A 17,383-nucleotide genomic window follows, 5' to 3' on the forward strand; every position below is an offset into this window, starting at 1 on the left:
TTTTTTAATTAGAAAGGGGAAGGAATTATGTCCACCCAAACTGAAGTTACCGAATCAAAAGAAATTTTAGGCAATGTCCACTCCATTGAAAGTTTCGGGAGTGTTGATGGTCCTGGCGTTAGATTTATTGTCTTTATGCAAGGCTGTCAAATGCGTTGTCAATTTTGTCACAACCCTGATACTTGGAAATTAAAAAATCCCAAAGCAAAATTCCGTAATGCAGACGATGTTTTAGATGAAGCATTGAATTATAAGAGCTATTGGGGCAAAAAAGGTGGTCTAACTGTTTCAGGCGGCGAACCTTTATTGCAAATTGATTTTTTAATTGATTTATTTAAAAAAGCGAAAGCCCGCGGTGTCAATACAACAATTGATACGTGTGGCCAACCATTTACTCGTGAAGAACCCTTCTTTTCTAAATTTGAGGAGTTAATGAAATATACTGACCTTTTATTGTTTGATATTAAACATATCGATGCAGAAGGTCACAAACGGTTAACCGGTCACAGCAATGAAAATATTTTGGCTATGTCTCAATATTTATCTGAAATCGGCAAACCCGTTTGGATCCGCCACGTCCTTGTTCCTGAACGTTCTGATTATGATGAATTTTTAGTTCGTTTAGATGCATTTATTAAAACCTTGAAAAATGTTGATAAAGTAGAAATCTTACCATATCACACGATGGGTAAATATAAATGGGAACAATTAGGCATCGATTATCCTTTAGAAGGTATCGATCCGCCGACTAAAGAACGGGTCTTAAATGCACAAAAATTATTACACACCAGTGATTATCAAGGATATCGGACACGGGTTTTTGATTAATTATTGAAAAAAGTAAACTGCAACTTTGCGTGTTGCAGTTTATTTTTGTTCTTTTCATTTGCAGGTATTTTTGCTATGATGAGTAAAGATGAATTACAATGAATTACGAAAAAGGAGTGCAAAATACATGGGAAAATCTTTAGTTTTTGGACATTTAAATCCTGATACCGATGCGATTGGGGCAGCGATTGCGTATAGTTATTTATTAAATCAAACAGGTCACGATACCGAAGCGGTAGCTCTAGGCGAACCGAATGAAGAAACACAATTTGCCTTAGACACATTTGGCTTAAAAGCGCCACGGGTCGTTACAACTGTGGCCAACGAGGTAGACAATGTCGTTTTAGTAGATCATAACGAAGCTCAACAATCTGTCGCTGATCGCAGTGAAGTATTTGTTGCACGTGTGGTAGATCACCACCGGATTGCAAATTTCGAAACACCTTATCCCCTTTATTATCGGGCGGAACCTGTGGGATGTACGTCAACAATTTTATATAAAATGTTTAAAGAAGCGGGCGTGACTTATCCTAAAGAAATCGCCGGTATAATGCTTTCAGCAATTATTTCTGACACTTTATTGTTCAAATCTCCAACGACGACACCCGACGATGAATTGGCCGCCAAAGCATTAGCTGGTTATGCTGATGTCGACTTGGAAGAGTACGGCTTGGAATTATTAAAAGCTGGGACGAATTTAGCTAGTAAATCCGTTCATGACTTATTAGAAATGGATGCTAAAAGTTTTCCATTAAATGGCGTCAATGTCCGTATTGGTCAAGTAAATACGGTAGATCTTGATGAAATCAAAGCCCGTAAAACAGATCTTTTAGCTGAAATGGCTATCGAAAATGTAAAATACCAATATGATTTATATCTTTTTGTAGCCACTAATATTTTAACGAGCAATTCCTTGTTGCTAGCAGTAGGGGCTCATCTTGATAAAGTGGAGCAAGCTTTTAACATTAAACTTGTCGAAAATGAGGCCGAACTTGCTGGCGTTGTTTCGCGGAAAAAACAAGTGGTGCCACCATTAACTATGGCTTTTGACGAATAATATTTAAGAAAAGCTTGCATCAGACTTCGGTTTGAGACAAGCTTTTTTAGCAAAATATAATTTATTGACAGACGAATTATAAATTGCTAAAAATGCCGCTAGTTTTTTTGGCAAGAAAGGAGGAGGAGTTATGGAAGAAGTTGCAGTTAAACAATGGGTGGCGGACTTTTTTTCCGACGATCATTCCGGACATGACCTGGACCATATTGAACGAGTGGTAAAAACGGCTACTTATTTAGCCAAGGAAGAAAGGCTGTCAGCTGAAGAAATCACCAACATTCGCTTGCTCGCTTATTTACACGAAATGTTAGATCATAAATTCTTTCCTGATCAAAATGCTGCTGAAAAAAATCTGGAAACTTTTTTGAATGAACAAGGTGTTGGTTTAGTTTCCCAGATGGTTTGGGCCGAAGCAATCAGTCAGATTTCTTTTAGTAAGCGTGGTGACAATAACGATGTGCCGTTTTGGGTGAAAATTGTCCAGGATGCGGATTTATTGGATGCCATTGGCGCTATTGGTATTGCTCGAACCTTTATGTATGGCGCTACTCGAGGCAGTAAAATGTATGATCCTATAAGCGCTGGAGTCAAAGATAGTTCTATTATTCAGCATTTTTATGATAAATTACTGACGATTATTGATTTACTAGAAACCGATGCGGCCAAAAAGCTTGGTGCCAAACGTCAAATGATGATGGAAGACTTTTTACAAGCATTCTATGAAGAGTGGGAGGGACATTGATGCTATTTATCCCTGAAAAACCAAGATCAAATGATGTCTTAAATCATTCAGCTAGTTGTTCTTTCAACGATCCTTTGTACGAATCGTTGATTACTTTTTTGCAAAAAAATCCCCGAGAAATTTTGCGAAACTTGAAAAAAAATTTCCCTCAAGCAGACTTTGAGCAAAAATTAGAAAAAGCGATTCAAGCAGGTCTAATACGACGCGTTGATCGCCGCTATGAAGTACAAGTGACGATTTTTCCAGAGGAGCTGGCGTGGCAAGATATCGTTAAAGAGCAAGGGCAAATTGTCTTAGCTGAAATTTTAGCGCACCCTAAACTAAATTTTAAACAACTGTGGCAATCTTTAACTGTGGATCAGCGGACTTTGCCGCTATTTGTAAGTGATGTAAATCATCTTGAAAAGATGAGACCGTGGCTAGTGGAAACTAAGACATTTTATGGGAAATTTCGTCTAGAAGAATTTCAAAATGGCGTACCACAAACGACGCTAACGAATTATTTTAATCGTCGTTACTGGACGGACAATTTACAAGCGATTCAACAACTGCTAGGGGAAGTTGACGCGCAATATTTTCTGGACCAAGCTATTCCCAAACTCCTCCGAGGACAAGAAAAACCGCTAAGAGAAAGCAGGCGCGATATTTTTACCGAAGCGTTGCAATTATTTGGCTTACTAGATTCAGAAAAAAGAGCGACAGTAATAGTCAACAGCTCAAATAGCGCATCAAGTGATTCATCAGCGGTAAAATTATTTTTAGAGCCGGTTTTTTTCACAAGTTTTTCTAAGGCTTGCGATAATTTTCAAAAATATCCGCCGGCTGTAGCGGAGCATCTTCAATTGCTATTACAAGGATATATTCTAGAACAACTGGCGCTGAAAAATTATTTTCCTACAATCCAAGTCGCCGATGAAGAGCTCTGGCATTGTCTAATCATTGAAAAACAAGCATGAACACGTGAATTTTGGATAAATAGGCGTATAATAAAGATGAGGTGAAAAAAATGGAACATAATTGTGTGACGCTCGTTCCTTTATTTAATCATTTAGAAACTAATGAACAGGAAACGATTAATCAATTAACCCATCACGAAAAATTTCAAAAAGGGGAGACCATTCTCTCCCCTTTAGAAGAGGATAAATTGGTGATTGTCGCCCGCGGACAGGTGAAACTTTATCAGTTGAATGCCAACGGGAAAGAACAATTGCTACGGGTCATGGAGCCAGGGGATTTTGAAGGGGACAAAGAGTTATTTGGCGCGGTCAATAATAGTTTATATGGTGAAGCTATGCAAGAAACGACTATTTGCATGATTAATCAAAAAGATTTTCAACAAATGCTGTTGGAAAAACCAGAAATTGCCCTGAGACTTTTACAACTTAATGCCCAAAAAATGGTTCAAGTGGAAAAACAAGCACAATTTTTAACGAGTGATTCAATTGAGGAACGCTTGGCTAGCTATTTAATTGACCTCAGCAAAGCCGAGGGCAGTTTAAAATTCACTTTACCATTTAAAATGAAAGAGTTAGCCGCATTTATCGGCACCACTCCGGAAACGCTTTCTAGAAAAATGCGTCAAATGGAAGACGATGAATTGTTTCAACGTCGTGGTCGAATGATTCAACTGAATAATCTCGAAGATTTGGAAGATTTGTAAACCTTTCTGATATTAAATAAACACAGAGTGCATCAGCAGTTCTTAGCCGCCTGAATTAAGTTCAGGTCTGGTTGCCAATTCGTGCTGAGAACTTTGTGTTTTTGTTTTTTTTAGAAAATGAACTGATTAGAAATGAAAAATAAAAAATCAATGAATGGTTGCAGATGTAAATATAATTGATCAGTAAAATAAAATTCAAAAGTGAGTTGCAGAAAATATAATTTATCCCAAAATTACTTAAGGCAAAACGAAAAACTTGTCCTGAAAAATGATTGAATGAAGTTTAATTAACTAATATAGAACGAATGAACCGATAGAAGTAAATTACTCATATAAATCCTGGTGAAAGAGCATCAGGAAATGTATTCTCTTTTTATAGACTGGATTCTTCCACAAATATATATTATGTTAACTAGAATTCAAAAAAAGAATTTCTAACAGAACTAAATCTCTTTTGCTAAGATTTTAGGCGTTAAAACTTAACTTGTTCAATAATCCTGTATCCTTTAAATAAAAAGAATAAGCTGTCGTTTTTTAAGTATGATTTTTGAGAAACGTCGTTACACGGTTCTTTAGAACATCAAAATCACCATTGTCAGTGGCAATTTCCAAAATAAAAGTAAGAAGTTCTTCCTGATCTACTTGTAATTCTTTTCCGTTAGCCAACAGAAATACATCCATTGCCACCAGTGCCGTTCGTTTGTTTCCGTTATAAAAAGGATGACGTTTAATGAGATTGATTACTAAAACTGCTGCTTTATCAAATATTGTGGGATATAATTCCCGACCGAAAACTATTTGTTTGGGCTGCATTGCTGACATTTGTAAGGCTGCTGAGTCTTTAACACCAACATCTTCTTGCATCGTTGAGCGGGTAATTTCTAAGACGTTAATCCGAATAAGTTGCTCTTCAGTTAAATATTTCATAAATGAGCCAGTTTATCCAATGTATTTCGATGTTTCTCCACAACTTGTGTAATCAGATCATCAACATTTTCAATATCGTCCGCTTTTTCAATTTCAACTTTGCCATTTTCTTTTACGATATAAGTAACTTCGTCGCCCAATTGGATATTCAAGGCATCTCGGGCTTCTTTAGGGATATTTACGACATGACTGTTCCCCACTAAACGTAGCTTAAAATGTTTTGAATGAAATATTTTTTCTTGTTCCATAAAAATACCTCCTTAATAACTATGTATATCTATTGTATCACGGGATATACATTTTTGAATAGGATATCTATCTGAAAAGATTTTAAGAAAATTTTTTGGAGGGGATTTGTATGAACATTTGTTTATCACGTATAATAAAGTTGAATCATGATTGGAGAATATAATGACGGATAAAAATATGACGGATCAAAAAATATCTGACGATGAACTCGTTCGGTTTTGGAATGAATTCGCCCCTGAGTATTTTGAAGTTCAAGAAAACTCATCTTTAAATATTGCTTCAGAGCTGCAACAATATTTGTTAGCTCAACAGTTGCTACCGGCAATTTCATTACTTGATTTAGCTGGCGGCGCTGGGCGTTATTTATCAGCTTTGGAGCCTTTTGTTGATCAATATGTATTAGTGGATCTTTCTGAAAAAATGTTAGACTACGCTAAAACGAAAAGTAAAAAAGCTACCACAAGATTTCTTCAATTAAGTCAGGAAGAATTTTTCAAGCAAAATCAGGAAAAATTTTCGGTAGTTTTTTCGGCTATGAACCCGGCGTTAGTAACTAAAAAAGATTTGCAAAAATTATTATTATTAGGTGATGTGCGCTTGATTTTACGGCAAAAAAGTTATCGTGACACCCTCTTCTGCCCTTATGAACCTGAAGATGATGATCAACTTTTAAGACTCTATCAAGACTGGCTCACAGAACTTCAGTTGCCTTATGAAGTTCATTCATTTACTTTACAGACAAATGAAGAAGTTTCTCGTGAATTTTTTCAAGAATACTTTGAAAATCCAGCGTTGACCCAAGAAATTTTTGAAGATAAGTTGGTGTTGAACAATCAGCAAACAACAATTTTTCAGCTCTTACAATTTTAAATAGTTGACCTAGAGCGGTTTTTCTGCTAAATTAACAGTAATAAAACAAAAGGAGGAGCCAGCCATTGAAATAATCAGCCACCCAATTTTAGAAAAGTTAGACACGTTTGTCGAGACTTTTTTTGGTGTGGATTGATTTCAACTGGCTGACTCTTAGTCTCCCTGTGAAGGACACCGGTCTCGTTATGGACTGGTGTCTTTTTGTGAGGAGGAATTTTATGACAATCGAGATAAAAAATTTAACATTTGGCTATGATAGCCAAGGCAATCTTCTATTTGATCAGGCTAACGTTACCATTGATGAATCGTGGAAATTGGCTTTGATTGGACGGAATGGTCGTGGAAAAACGACTTTATTGCAACTACTGCTAAATAACTTGCCTTTTGCTGGCACAATTACCCATCAGCTGAACTTTACTTATTTTCCCCAGACAGTTGCTGATGCAAGTCAGCTAACCTATCAAGTCTTACAAGATTTGGGGGTTTTTGAAGATTGGCAATTGGAAAAAGAATTAAATCTATTGAAAGTCGACTTAGAATGTTTGTGGCGCCCCTTTGAGCAATTGTCTGGTGGCGAACAAACAAAAGTCTTATTAGCATTGCTCTTTTTAGACGAAGGCGATTTTCCTTTGATTGATGAACCAACCAATCACTTGGATATGGCTAGCCGCCAATTAGTCGCTGAATATTTGCAAAAGAAACGTCAAGGATTTATTTTGGTGAGCCACGACCGTTCTTTTGTTGATCAAGTGACCGATCATGTGCTGGCGATTGATAAAAGTCAGCTGAGTCAGTACCAAGGAAACTTTTCGACTTACGAGGCACAAAAAGCGCGGGTCGATGAATTTGAGCTTGCTGAAAATCAAAAATTACAAGGTGAAATTAAACGACTTCAGCAAACCAGTCGGGAAAAAGCCAATTGGTCTATGAGTCGGGAAAGTGATAATCACGGAAATCCACATGTCAAAGGCAGCGGCGGCACTGGTCATGATGGTTTTACTTCAGCCAAAGCTGCTAAAATGATGAAGCGCTCAAAAGCAATCGAAACTCGCTTAGGAACTTCTGTAACAGAAAAACAAAAACTCCTGAAAAACTTGGAGTTTGTTGATGAGTTGACTATGAATTACCAAGCGAATTACCACGACATCTTGCTCACTGCAGAAAATGTACAGTTATTCTTTCCAAATACCCCACCGTTGTTTCAACAAATAAATTTCCAGTTAAAAAAAGGAGAACGACTTGCTTTAATAGCGCCTAATGGTTCTGGAAAGTCTTCCTTAATTAAAGCATTGTTAGACGATTTTCCTGGTGAAATAAGTGGAACGTTATCGATAATTCGTCCGTTAAAAATTTCTTATGTCCGACAAAATTATGAAGACAATCGTGGGACTCTAGTGGACTTTGCAGATAGTCGGGGCCTTGATTATCAAATATTTTTGAGTAATTTAAAAAAACTAGGTATGGAGCGGAATGTATTTTCCAATCGTATTGAAGAAATGTCCATGGGTCAACGGAAAAAAGTTGAAATTGCCCAATCGTTGGCGCAACCAGCGGAGATTTATCTTTGGGATGAGCCGTTAAATTACTTGGATGTTTTCAATCAAAAACAGCTGACGGAATTAATTTTAACTAGCCAGCCGACCATGATTATTATCGAGCATGAAGCCGACTTTATTGAAAAAATCGGTGCAAAAAAAATTGAATTGATTCCATAAAAAAAGCCGTTGTATCTTGAGAGATACAACGGCTTTTGACGATTTTTTTAACGATCTAGACGAGCAGCGGAACCTGCTGACATAGCTTTTTTAATTTCCTCTTCGGAAACGAGATTTAAATCTCCAGTGATTGTTAGTTTTAAAACAGAAGCAGCTAGTGCAAAGCGCACCGTTTCATCAGGCGTGTAATCATGTAAGAGTGCATGCATGAAGCCAGCTCCAAAGGCATCTCCAGCAGCGACACCTTCCATCACGTGCATTGGATACGTATCTGTTTCGTAAAATTTTCCATCATGTAGCAGTAGTGCAGTCCAAGAACTATTTTCTACAGAATGAATATCCCGCAAAATGCTAGCAACTGTATGGCAATTTGGAAATTGCTCAGTAACTTCTTTCATGGCAGCTTTGAAACTTTTAGCTTGTTCAATGCCACGAGTAGAATCTCCATCAAAAGCTTTGATGCCTAAAGTAGCTTCAAAATCTTCATCATGGGCGATACAAACATTGACATATTCCATTATCTTAGACATGACGCCCCGCGCTTTTTCAGGAGACCACATTTTCCCACGATAATTCATGTCGCAGACCACGGGAATATTGTTTTGTTGACAATATTGGCAAGCTTCAAGGACTGCTTCTTTTAAATCATCAGAGATTGCCGGAGTAATTCCGGAAAAATAAAAATAAGAGACATCTGCAAAAATTTCAGGCCAATTAAATTCGCTTGCTTTAGCCTGCGAAAAAGCGCTGTAAGCTCGGTCGTAAACGACGTTAGTTGAACGAACGCTAGCCCCTTTTTCAAAGAAATAAATACCTAAACGTCCTGGTCCTGTTTGAACTTTTGATGTATCAACGCCATATTTTCGTAAAGTTGAAGTGGCACTTTGGCCTAACAGATTGTCAGGGAATTTTGATAAATAAGCCACAGGATTGCCTAAAAGAGCCAAAGAAACAGCGACGTTAGCTTCTGCACCGCCATAAGTTGCTTCAAAATTATTTGTTTGTAAAATGCGTTCATTTGCTGGCGGTTTTAATCGTAACATCATTTCGCCAAAAGAAAGTACTTTTTTCATGTTCATCATCCTTATTTGCTTATTTTTTACTTCTTTATTATTGTAGCACGCAAGAAAAAATTTGGCGGAACTTTTTAAAATTTTTTCTTCTTTTTTGCGTGGGGATCGGCGATTTGCATGACGACTATTTTTTCATCTGGTAAATAGACATATTCCACGTAGTCCCCGACTGCAGCTTCGAGTAGTTTTAAAACATGATCGGGAATGGTGACGATTGTCGAATTACCTGATTTTCTTAAGCGAAAGGCCGAAATTGCCTCTTTTCCTATGGCCGTTGAGGTGAGACGATTACCTTTTAATTCATTTTTAGTTTTAGTCGGTTGTTGTTGCTCTTGTTTCTTTTTTAAAAAAGGAACATCAGTAAAATCCATAAAAGCCTCCAATTCAACAGTATATACTGTTTGTTTTTCTATATTTTAACAGTATATACTGTTAAAAAGCAAATGAAACTTTTTGAATCAGACTATCTACAAGATGATAATTTAATTATGTCAACTAATCTCTGAGATTATTGAGGTCTTGGATAATTTGAGGTACTAGTTCTTTAGCAGTTGCTTTTTGATCAATCATTTTTTCTTGAGGAACGTTTAAATAATCTTTAGGTAAATACCATCGTTTCAATAAGTCATCTCCAAATTCTTGGGCTTTTAGGCGATTGGCATGACGCTTTTTCGTTTCTTCTAAACTTAAGTCGTAATAATACACGAGTGTCTCTTTAGCATGATCAGCTAAAAATTGTTGGAAAAATGGTCCATAAACTTGATTACTGTAAATCCCTTCAATAATCACTACCGGAAAATATTTCGAACCGAAAGTAATTAAATCTGGCAGTAGTTTTAAAGTTAAATTTTCAGGTCGATCTTTAACTCCGAGGATTTCTCGGCGCAGAGTATCTTGACCTAAGATTATTGTTGATTCTTGTAGTTGTTCTCTTAAAAGTTTAGCAACGGTAGATTTTCCACTGCCGGAATTTCCGCGAATAATTATATATTTGGTCATCGAGCTCTCCCCTTTTCAAAAAAACCAACCGCTTCAAGTAAGCGGCTGGCTGCATGCATGTTTAAGTAAAAGATTTTATTGGCTAACTTTACCTAAGAAATATTTTTTCTTACCACGACGAATGACTACAAATTGACCATCGAAATGATCTTTGGGATCAATCATTGTGGCCACTTCAGTCACGCGAATCCCGTTAATAGTAATGGCACCATTTGAGACATCCTCTCGTGCTTGGCGTTTAGAAGGAGAAATTTTCGTGCCAACTAGTAGCTCAACGACATTAATTGGCTCCGGACTTAACTCCACTGTTGGCATTTTACCAAAAGCCTGGCTAATTTCTTGAGCATTTAAATCTTGCAAATCACCACTAAATAAAGCCTCAGTAATCTTTTGTGCTTCTTTTAGTTCTGCTGGTCCATGAACAAAGGTAGTCACCTCTTCCGCTAAACGTTTTTGCGCACTGCGTTTTTCAGGTTGAGTCGCTACTTCTTGGGCTAAAAGTTCAATTTCATTTTCATCTAAGAAGGTAAAGTATTTCAAATATTTTACAACATCACGATCATCTTGATTCAACCAAAATTGGTAAAATTCGTAAGGGGAAGTTTTTTCAGGATTTAACCAAACAGCGCCACCGGCTGATTTACCAAATTTTGTTCCATCAGCTTTTAACATTAAAGGAATTGTCAAACCATAAACTTCCGCTTGGTTGCCTTTCATTCGGTGAATCAAATCAATTCCGGCGGTGATATTGCCCCATTGATCGCCACCGCCGATTTGCAGTTGGACGCCATGTTTTTCAAATAAATGTAGAAAATCGATTGATTGCAAAATTTGATAAGTGAATTCGGTAAAAGAAATCCCGACTTCTAAACGAGAAGCCACTACATCTTTAGCTAGCATCGTATTTAAATTAAAGTTTTTCCCAAAATCTCGTAAAAATTCCAATAATGAAATTTGGCTCAACCAGTCGTAGTTATTCACCATGGTCACTTCAGCATCGGCGCCAAATAATTTTGTCATTTGCGCAGCTAAAGCTTCAGCGTTGGCATCGACTTGCTCCATTGTTTGTAAAACGCGTTCTGAGTTGCGCCCAGATGGATCACCAATCGCCCCAGTGGCACCGCCAATTAAAATATATGGATGATGGCCGGCTAATTGGAATCTTTTCATCATCATAAAAGGAATTAAATGACCAATATGCATGGAATCTCCCGTGGGATCGACTCCGCAGTATAAAGAAATCTTTTTATCAGTGACTAGTTTATTTAATCCTTCTGCATCCGTTTGCTGATTTAGCGCACCTCGCCAAGTTAATTCATCAATAATATTCATTTTCATATTCCTCCTTAAATTTTTGCATAAAAAAAGCCCCTGAGTTTTCACTCAGGGACGAATTATCGTGGTACCACCCATGTTCGCAGTCAATATTTATGATCAACTGCCTCCAAATCGTTAACGCCGATCAGACGCATTGCTAGTAAAATTATGGCTAAATTTTTTTGAAAATGTAATTCGACAGCCGACATTTGTTACTTTCCACCAACCAGTAACTCGCTAAAAAAGAGGTCGCCTCTCTACTGCGTTTTCACAATGTATGTCTAGTTTATAAGCTTCATTTGGATTTGTCAAGGTCAGTTTCAGTCTTTGAACGGTTTGGTTCATCAGACATTTTAAAAAGCTGAGTGGCCGTTACAGCTTGCTTCCAGCCGGCATATAATTTTTCTCTAGTTTCTTCGTTCATTTCTGGTTTGAAAATTTTTCCAACCTGGGTCAATTGTTTCACTTCGGCTAGTTCTTTCCACCAACCTAAACCAAGTCCCGCCAAAATGGCTGCTCCTAGCGCCGTGGTTTCGATATTTTCTGGCCGCTGTACAGTTAAATTTAATAAATCAGCTTGAAATTGAAGTAAGTAATCGTTTCGAGCCGCACCGCCATCGACTTTTAAAATTTTCAGTGGCAAATGAGTATCTTTTTCCATGGTGGTCAAAATATCTTTCACTTGGTAAGCAACAGCTTGTAAAGTCGCTTTTACCAAATCTTCTTTAGTAGTGCTGCGGGTGATGCCAAACATGGCACCGCGGGCTTCAGGGTCCCAATACGGCGCTCCTAGTCCTGTAAAAGCTGGCACGACATAAAGATTATCGTTATCGCTTGCCTTTAGCGCCAGTGCTTGCGTTTCTTCAGCTTTTTCAAAAAGTTGGAGGCCATCGCGCAACCATTGAATCGCTGAACCGGCCACAAAAATACTTCCTTCTAAGGCATAACACACTTCGCCATTGATATGATAGGCCACGGTGGATAATAATTGATGATCGGACCGTTTCAAACTATGGCCGGTATTCATAACAATAAAAGCACCAGTGCCGTATGTACTTTTTGTTTCTCCTTTTTCAAAAGCCATTTGTCCAATAAGCGCGGCTTGTTGATCGCCGGCCATCCCACAAATCGGTACTTTTTGGCCAAAAAAGTGAAATGGTTTTGTTGCGCCGAATTTTCCGGCATTGCTACAAACTTCTGGCAACATTTTTTTAGGGATATTTAATTTGGCTAAAATATCTTCATCCCACGCTAATTTTTCGCAATTAAAAAGCATCGTGCGAGAAGCGTTGGTGTAGTCAGTTTTATGTTGCTCCCCGTCCGTTAATTTCCACAAGAGCCAAGTATCGATCGTTCCAAAAAGTAATTCGCCATTTTCAGCCCGCTCTTGCGCGCCTTCTACTTGGTCTAAAATAAAACGAATTTTAGTAGCGGAAAAATAAGCATCAATGACTAGACCAGTTTTTTCTTGAATCCAAGAACCGAGTCCTTCATCTTGTAGTTTTTTAGCGTAAGGCGCACTTTGCCGTGACTGCCAAACAATAGCTGGATAAATGGCTTGGCCACTCTTTTTGTCCCAGACGACAGTGGTTTCTCTTTGATTAGTAATTCCAATGGCTTTAATTTCGTCGGGGCGAATATTACTAGTAATCAAACTATCGGCCATCACCGACTGCACTGATTGCCAAATTTCGTTAGGATCATGCTCCACCCAGCCGCTTTGGGGAAATGATTGCTGGATTTCTTTTTGAGCGCTGGCCATGACTTGAAGTTCTTGATCATAAATGACCGCCCGTGAGCTAGTAGTTCCTTGATCAATGGCTAATAAATACAAGCTATCCCCTCCTTTTTTACTTTAATTATAACAAAAAGCGAGGAAAAAGTTCCCCGCTTTTTTTAAATTTATAAATTATTTCTTCACCCAACCGAATCCTAAAGATTGATCGCCTAAATGCAAACCAATGACTGGTGAAAAATAGGCAATTTCTAAATCCATTTGCGGATGTTTACTTAATAATTGCTGTTGCTCTTCTTTGGTTTGCGCCAAATTATTGGCATGAATAATAAAATAACGATATTCAGGATGATGTTCCCATTCTTGGCTGAGTAGCTCTCGGGTCCGTAAAAATGCTTTTTTACTCGTTCTAATTTTTTCAGCGACAACAATGTGTCCTTCTTCAAAAGTTAGAACAGGCTTAATTTTTAAAAGCCCGCCAATAATTGCCGCGCCGTTATTCAATCGACCACCCCGAACCAAATGTTGCAGATCATCGACAATCATAAAGGCCCGCGTATTTTCTCGCATCTCACTAAGCGTTTCGATAATATTTTGCGGACTAGTTTGTAAATCCACTAGAGACAACGCTCTTTGAACCATCGCCCCCATGGGAACGCTAGTGATTTTGGAGTCAAAAGGCCAAATAGTTAAACCAGGAACTTCCTCTTTTAAGGTGTAAAGTGTATTAAAATAGCCAGAAATACCGCTTGATAAAGTGATTACCACTACATCGGTGTAACCTAATGCCCGCAAATTTTCCATTTTCAAAAGAACTTCACCAATAACTGGTTGACTCGTCTTAGGGAAAGTTTGGGCCTGATTTAAAACAGCCGTATAATTCGTTTCATCAAGATCAAGACCTTCGTTGTAAATTTTTTCATCAACGATAATGGGAATCGGAATAATAGTCAAATCCGGATGGGAAATATCACTGGGGCTTAAATAAGCGGATGAATCGGTGATGATAGCTGTCTTCATTTATCTTCCTCCTTTCCACCAATAATTTTACCATAGATTTACTCGTTAAAAAAAGTAGTGATTGCTTGTTGGTTTTGCGCCAAATCGATTTCTAACACGCTGCCGGCATCCGCATAGGATCCATAACTCCAAGAATTATCGACAGGAATGGACAAGCGGTCAACACCTGTTGCTCCTTTGACTAAATAATTAAGTCCTTGGAAAGCGACAAAAGTTGTCGGTAAATCAGTTGAGGTATAAGTCATGGCAGCTCCCGTAGCTTTTGGCAAATGGATAAGGGTCGCTGGACTTTTGGCTTGTTGGATAATGCCATCAATCACTTGTTGTTGACGACGAATTCGACCGAAGTCCCCTTCTTCATCTTTTCGGAAACGGGCATATTGTAATAAAACATGGCCGGTCATCTTTTGCTTGCCTGCTTGAATGGTGACGCCGTCTAAATCTAAATCTTTTTCAGCGTTCAGTTCAATACCTTTTGGATACAAAATATCAATCACTTGTTCAAAGGATTCAAAATCAGTTCGAACATAGTAACGCAAATCCAGTTGGAAATTTTCTTTTATAGTTTGTCGCAATAATTCTGCGCCACCAAAAGCATAAGCGGCATTGATTTTATTGGCGCCGTATCCAGGTATAGTGACGTACGTGTCCCGCATAATTGAAATAAGTTTCGGTTGTTTTTGGCCACTTTCCAAATGAAGAATCATAATCGTATCCGCGCGGGAAGCTTGATTTTCATTAGGTCGTTGATCAGATCCAATTAGCAAAATATTGGTGGAGCCATCCGCCGATTTCACCCCATTAAAGGTTTCTGTCGGTGCCGCTTGCCCACCCATAGTATCTTTGGCGATCTTAACTCCGGCAAAATATTGCCAAGTAATTAACCCTAAAATAATGAGAATGAAAATAAATAAGTTTCTTAAAAAATGATGGCGTTTTTGACGTTTAGGGGGTACTCCTTGGGTTGATTTTGCTTGGGTAGCTGGTCTTTTTTGTGAAGATAGTCCTTGTGATGGTGATTTTTGGTTCGATTGATTTTGTCGTTTATTATTAGAATTTTGGTAATCATAATGGGTTTTTACTGGTTGATTAAAGCTAGATTTTTTTTGGCGCCGGGATTTTTTTTGTTTTTTAGCGGGGCGCTTCGTTTGCGTCTGATTATTTTCAGCAAAATCTTGATTAGTTTCCCAGTTATTTTCTTGCCAATTTTCGCTTTCAGATTGATAATTGTCCCGATTTTTTGGTCGATAATCATTTCTTTGGGTATTTTTCGGGCGCAGTGGTTCTTCATTTGCTTCAGATTCATGCTGCTGACGGTAATCTTTGCGACTTAAAAATTCATCTTCTTTAGACATATTTTTCACTCCTTCACAAAAGCATAGCAAAAAAAAGTAGTTTTGATTCATTCTGGAAAAAATTTATAAAATTATTAGAGCTTTTTAAGAACTGATAAAATTTCTTCAGCAATTTCTGCCGGTGTTTTATTCGTGGTGATAATCACCACATCAGCCCACTCTTGATAAACTTTTTGGCGAGCGGCAAAACGAGTTTCCAGTTGATTAGCTAAAGGGCGCGCTGTTTGTTGGCTTAGTTCTAGGCGTTTGATAATAGTTTCAAAAGGAGTCTCTAAAAAAATAATCGGTGAAAATTTTTTGAGGTAAGAAAGATTTTCAGTTCGTTCCACGACGCCACCGCCAGTTGCTACAATTTCGGTTTTTGGTAGTTGTTTTAATAATTCACTTTCTTTTTTTCGAAATGCTTCTTCACCAAATTGGTCAAAAAATTGATTAATCTGTCCATAATTTTCGCAAAATAAAGCATCGAGATCACAAAAATTACTTCCCATTTGGGTTGCTAAAATTTGCCCGACTGTTGTTTTTCCGCTAGCCATAAAGCCAATAAGAATCATGACTTTTCCTCCAGACGATTGAAATCAGAGAAGAAATCAGGATAACTGACGGTGGCAGCTTCGCTATTTGTTAGGTGAGTAATTCCGGTAGCGATTTTTCCAGCAATAAAAAGCATCATGGCCAGGCGGTGATCGCCATAACTATCCACCTCAGCGCCGTGAAGCGGTGTGGGACCTGTAATTTGCCAACCGTCAGAGGTCTCTGTGATTTGTGCTCCCATTTTATTTAAAGTTGTGGCGACTAAATGCAGTCGATTGGATTCTTTATGCTTTAGTTCTGAAGCACCAGAAACAATGGTGCTTCCTTGTGCTTGTGTGGCAGCCAGTGCTACTAAAGGCAATTCATCTAAAGCATCAACAGTCAGTTGGCCAGAAATGTGACTGCCTTTTAAGTGACTGGCTTTGACAATTAAAGTGCCACTTAGCTTGTCAGAATTTTGTTCAATTTCTATAAGTCCGTTCATTTGTTTTAAAATCCGTAAAAATCCGGAGCGTCGTTTTGATAAACCAACGTTTGGTAGAACAAGTTGGCTTTGGGGAATGACACTGGCGGCACAAAGAAAAAAAGCCGCGGCTGAAAAATCATTAGGAATTTTAACTCTGGTTCCTGATAATTTATTGCCACCAACAACAGTGATTTTTTGATCCTCAACGGTCAGATCTCCGCCAAATTGTTTAACCATTTCTTCCGTGTGATTACGACTTTTAATTTTTTCGGTAATAGTGGTTTTCCCTGGGGTTTGTAAAGCAGCCAAAATAATAGCGGACTTGACTTGTGCTGAGGCGATGGGCATTAAATAATCAATCGGCTGCAAACTTTTCACTGGCAAAATTGTTAATGGCGGCGTGTCCCCGGTGATATTAGCGCCCATTTGACTTAGCGGGTCCACAATGCGTTTCATGGGCCGTTTTATTAAAGAACGGTCCCCTGTTAGCTGACTAGAAAATGGTTGGCCCACTAAAATACCAGCTAATAAGCGCAAGCCAGTTCCGGCATTTTTTAAATCTAACGGATGTTTGGATTTTGTCAGTTGCCAATCTTGTCCAGAAATGGTTATTGTGCGTCCCTTTTGTGTCATGGGCACGCCAAGACTTTCTAAGGCAGTCTTTGTAGCCAGCGTGTCATCGGCTAATAAAAAATTTTCCAAGACCGTTTCACCGCGACTCACTGCGCCTAACAATAATCCGCGGTGAGAAATGGATTTATCCCCGGGAACTGTCAGCGTTCCTTTAATCGAATTTCCGCGAACAATTTTCATCAAGATACCCCCTAAGATGCTAA

The 17,383-nt window shown here is 38.3% G+C and carries 18 protein-coding genes; 7 read left to right on the forward strand and 11 right to left on the reverse strand.

Going from position 1 to position 17,383, the window contains the following annotated elements; genetic code table 11:
* Positions 1-27: 27 nt before the first annotated feature.
* The 5 genes from pflA (at position 28) to BQ5341_RS07950 (ending at position 4,287) form a co-directional block, all read left to right on the forward strand.
* Positions 28-828 (forward strand): pyruvate formate-lyase-activating protein, encoded by an 801-nt coding sequence (gene pflA / locus BQ5341_RS07930; RefSeq protein ID WP_071131466.1) that lies wholly within the window; start codon positions 28-30, stop codon positions 826-828.
* A 127-nt stretch (positions 829-955) separates the two neighbouring features.
* On the forward strand, positions 956-1,885 hold the full coding sequence (locus BQ5341_RS07935) for a manganese-dependent inorganic pyrophosphatase (RefSeq protein ID WP_071131467.1): 930 nt from the start codon (positions 956-958) through the stop codon (positions 1,883-1,885).
* A gap of 130 nt (positions 1,886-2,015) precedes the next feature.
* Positions 2,016-2,627, forward strand: coding sequence for an HD domain-containing protein (locus BQ5341_RS07940; RefSeq protein WP_071131468.1), 612 nt, complete (start codon positions 2,016-2,018; stop codon positions 2,625-2,627).
* Positions 2,627-3,583, forward strand: a complete 957-nt coding sequence (locus tag BQ5341_RS07945; protein ID WP_071131469.1) for a DUF1803 domain-containing protein — start codon at positions 2,627-2,629, stop codon at positions 3,581-3,583. Before BQ5341_RS07940 ends, BQ5341_RS07945 begins: the two co-directional genes overlap by 1 nt.
* A gap of 50 nt (positions 3,584-3,633) precedes the next feature.
* Positions 3,634-4,287 carry a Crp/Fnr family transcriptional regulator gene (locus BQ5341_RS07950; RefSeq protein WP_071131470.1) on the forward strand — a complete coding sequence of 218 codons (654 nt, stop codon included), beginning with the start codon at positions 3,634-3,636 and terminating at the stop codon, positions 4,285-4,287.
* Between the two features lie 534 nt (positions 4,288-4,821).
* On the opposite strand, the gene BQ5341_RS07955 is transcribed toward BQ5341_RS07950, so the two are convergent.
* Together BQ5341_RS07955 and BQ5341_RS07960 are read right to left on the reverse strand one after the other, a co-directional pair.
* Positions 4,822-5,214, reverse strand: a complete 393-nt coding sequence (locus tag BQ5341_RS07955; RefSeq protein WP_071131471.1) for a type II toxin-antitoxin system death-on-curing family toxin — start codon at positions 5,212-5,214, stop codon at positions 4,822-4,824.
* Complete coding sequence (locus BQ5341_RS07960; protein ID WP_071131472.1) at positions 5,211-5,462, reverse strand: AbrB/MazE/SpoVT family DNA-binding domain-containing protein; 252 nt, start codon at positions 5,460-5,462, stop codon at positions 5,211-5,213. Before BQ5341_RS07960 ends, BQ5341_RS07955 begins: the two co-directional genes overlap by 4 nt.
* A 163-nt stretch (positions 5,463-5,625) precedes the next feature.
* Here BQ5341_RS07960 and BQ5341_RS07965 point away from each other — a divergent pair, with 163 nt between their 5' ends.
* Positions 5,626-6,333: a methyltransferase domain-containing protein gene (locus BQ5341_RS07965; RefSeq protein WP_083378647.1), complete on the forward strand. Its 708-nt coding sequence runs from the start codon at positions 5,626-5,628 to the stop codon at positions 6,331-6,333.
* Between the two features lie 218 nt (positions 6,334-6,551).
* Positions 6,552-8,048, forward strand: a complete 1,497-nt coding sequence (abc-f, locus tag BQ5341_RS07970) for a ribosomal protection-like ABC-F family protein (RefSeq protein ID WP_071131473.1) — start codon at positions 6,552-6,554, stop codon at positions 8,046-8,048.
* A 47-nt stretch (positions 8,049-8,095) separates the two neighbouring features.
* Here the strand turns inward: abc-f and BQ5341_RS07975 are convergent, their stop codons facing one another.
* From BQ5341_RS07975 to aroA, 9 genes are all read right to left on the reverse strand, one after another.
* Complete coding sequence (locus BQ5341_RS07975; protein ID WP_071131474.1) at positions 8,096-9,121, reverse strand: sugar kinase; 1,026 nt, start codon at positions 9,119-9,121, stop codon at positions 8,096-8,098.
* 74 nt (positions 9,122-9,195) lie between these two features.
* The gene (locus tag BQ5341_RS07980; protein WP_071131475.1) at positions 9,196-9,492 is read right to left on the reverse strand and encodes an AbrB/MazE/SpoVT family DNA-binding domain-containing protein; all 297 of its coding nucleotides are present in this window, start codon (positions 9,490-9,492) and stop codon (positions 9,196-9,198) included.
* A gap of 124 nt (positions 9,493-9,616) precedes the next feature.
* Positions 9,617-10,120: an AAA family ATPase gene (locus BQ5341_RS07985; RefSeq protein WP_071131476.1), complete on the reverse strand. Its 504-nt coding sequence runs from the start codon at positions 10,118-10,120 to the stop codon at positions 9,617-9,619.
* 75 nt (positions 10,121-10,195) lie between these two features.
* Positions 10,196-11,452, reverse strand: a complete 1,257-nt coding sequence (tyrS, locus tag BQ5341_RS07990) for a tyrosine--tRNA ligase (protein ID WP_071131477.1) — start codon at positions 11,450-11,452, stop codon at positions 10,196-10,198.
* Between the two features lie 280 nt (positions 11,453-11,732).
* On the reverse strand, positions 11,733-13,271 hold the full coding sequence (gene glpK / locus BQ5341_RS07995) for a glycerol kinase GlpK (protein WP_071131478.1): 1,539 nt from the start codon (positions 13,269-13,271) through the stop codon (positions 11,733-11,735).
* Between the two features lie 75 nt (positions 13,272-13,346).
* A complete protein-coding gene (locus BQ5341_RS08000) occupies positions 13,347-14,192 on the reverse strand; it encodes a DegV family protein (protein WP_071131479.1) in 846 nt (281 codons plus the stop codon).
* 38 nt (positions 14,193-14,230) lie between these two features.
* A complete protein-coding gene (locus tag BQ5341_RS08005) occupies positions 14,231-15,547 on the reverse strand; it encodes an LCP family protein (RefSeq protein WP_071131480.1) in 1,317 nt (438 codons plus the stop codon).
* A 74-nt stretch (positions 15,548-15,621) separates the two neighbouring features.
* On the reverse strand, positions 15,622-16,101 hold the full coding sequence (locus tag BQ5341_RS08010) for a shikimate kinase (protein WP_071131481.1): 480 nt from the start codon (positions 16,099-16,101) through the stop codon (positions 15,622-15,624).
* Positions 16,098-17,360 (reverse strand): 3-phosphoshikimate 1-carboxyvinyltransferase, encoded by a 1,263-nt coding sequence (gene aroA, locus BQ5341_RS08015; RefSeq protein WP_071131482.1) that lies wholly within the window; start codon positions 17,358-17,360, stop codon positions 16,098-16,100. The genes BQ5341_RS08010 and aroA overlap by 4 nt, the downstream gene beginning before the upstream one ends.
* Positions 17,361-17,383: the final 23 nt, after the last annotated feature.

Origin of the sequence: Enterococcus timonensis, from assembly GCF_900104595.1 — a bacterium.
Lineage (GTDB): Bacteria > Bacillota > Bacilli > Lactobacillales > Enterococcaceae > Enterococcus_J > Enterococcus_J timonensis.

Excerpts from the sequence above, each read along its gene's own strand:
- BQ5341_RS07980 (WP_071131475.1), bottom strand. The coding sequence starts at position 9,492 with ATGGATTTTACTGATGTTCCTTTTTTAAAAAAGAAACAAGAGCAACAA.
- abc-f (WP_071131473.1), top strand. The coding sequence starts at position 6,552 with ATGACAATCGAGATAAAAAATTTAACATTTGGCTATGATAGCCAAGGC.
- BQ5341_RS07945 (WP_071131469.1), top strand. The coding sequence starts at position 2,627 with ATGCTATTTATCCCTGAAAAACCAAGATCAAATGATGTCTTAAATCAT.
- aroA (WP_071131482.1), bottom strand. The coding sequence starts at position 17,360 with ATGAAAATTGTTCGCGGAAATTCGATTAAAGGAACGCTGACAGTTCCC.
- BQ5341_RS07965 (WP_083378647.1), top strand. The coding sequence starts at position 5,626 with ATGACGGATAAAAATATGACGGATCAAAAAATATCTGACGATGAACTC.
- pflA (WP_071131466.1), top strand. The coding sequence starts at position 28 with ATGTCCACCCAAACTGAAGTTACCGAATCAAAAGAAATTTTAGGCAAT.
- BQ5341_RS08005 (WP_071131480.1), bottom strand. The coding sequence starts at position 15,547 with ATGTCTAAAGAAGATGAATTTTTAAGTCGCAAAGATTACCGTCAGCAG.
- BQ5341_RS07960 (WP_071131472.1), bottom strand. The coding sequence starts at position 5,462 with ATGGAACAAGAAAAAATATTTCATTCAAAACATTTTAAGCTACGTTTA.
- BQ5341_RS07935 (WP_071131467.1), top strand. The coding sequence starts at position 956 with ATGGGAAAATCTTTAGTTTTTGGACATTTAAATCCTGATACCGATGCG.
- BQ5341_RS07975 (WP_071131474.1), bottom strand. The coding sequence starts at position 9,121 with ATGAAAAAAGTACTTTCTTTTGGCGAAATGATGTTACGATTAAAACCG.
- tyrS (WP_071131477.1), bottom strand. The coding sequence starts at position 11,452 with ATGAATATTATTGATGAATTAACTTGGCGAGGTGCGCTAAATCAGCAA.
- BQ5341_RS07950 (WP_071131470.1), top strand. The coding sequence starts at position 3,634 with ATGGAACATAATTGTGTGACGCTCGTTCCTTTATTTAATCATTTAGAA.
- BQ5341_RS07940 (WP_071131468.1), top strand. The coding sequence starts at position 2,016 with ATGGAAGAAGTTGCAGTTAAACAATGGGTGGCGGACTTTTTTTCCGAC.
- BQ5341_RS08000 (WP_071131479.1), bottom strand. The coding sequence starts at position 14,192 with ATGAAGACAGCTATCATCACCGATTCATCCGCTTATTTAAGCCCCAGT.
- BQ5341_RS07985 (WP_071131476.1), bottom strand. The coding sequence starts at position 10,120 with ATGACCAAATATATAATTATTCGCGGAAATTCCGGCAGTGGAAAATCT.
- BQ5341_RS08010 (WP_071131481.1), bottom strand. The coding sequence starts at position 16,101 with ATGATTCTTATTGGCTTTATGGCTAGCGGAAAAACAACAGTCGGGCAA.
- BQ5341_RS07955 (WP_071131471.1), bottom strand. The coding sequence starts at position 5,214 with ATGAAATATTTAACTGAAGAGCAACTTATTCGGATTAACGTCTTAGAA.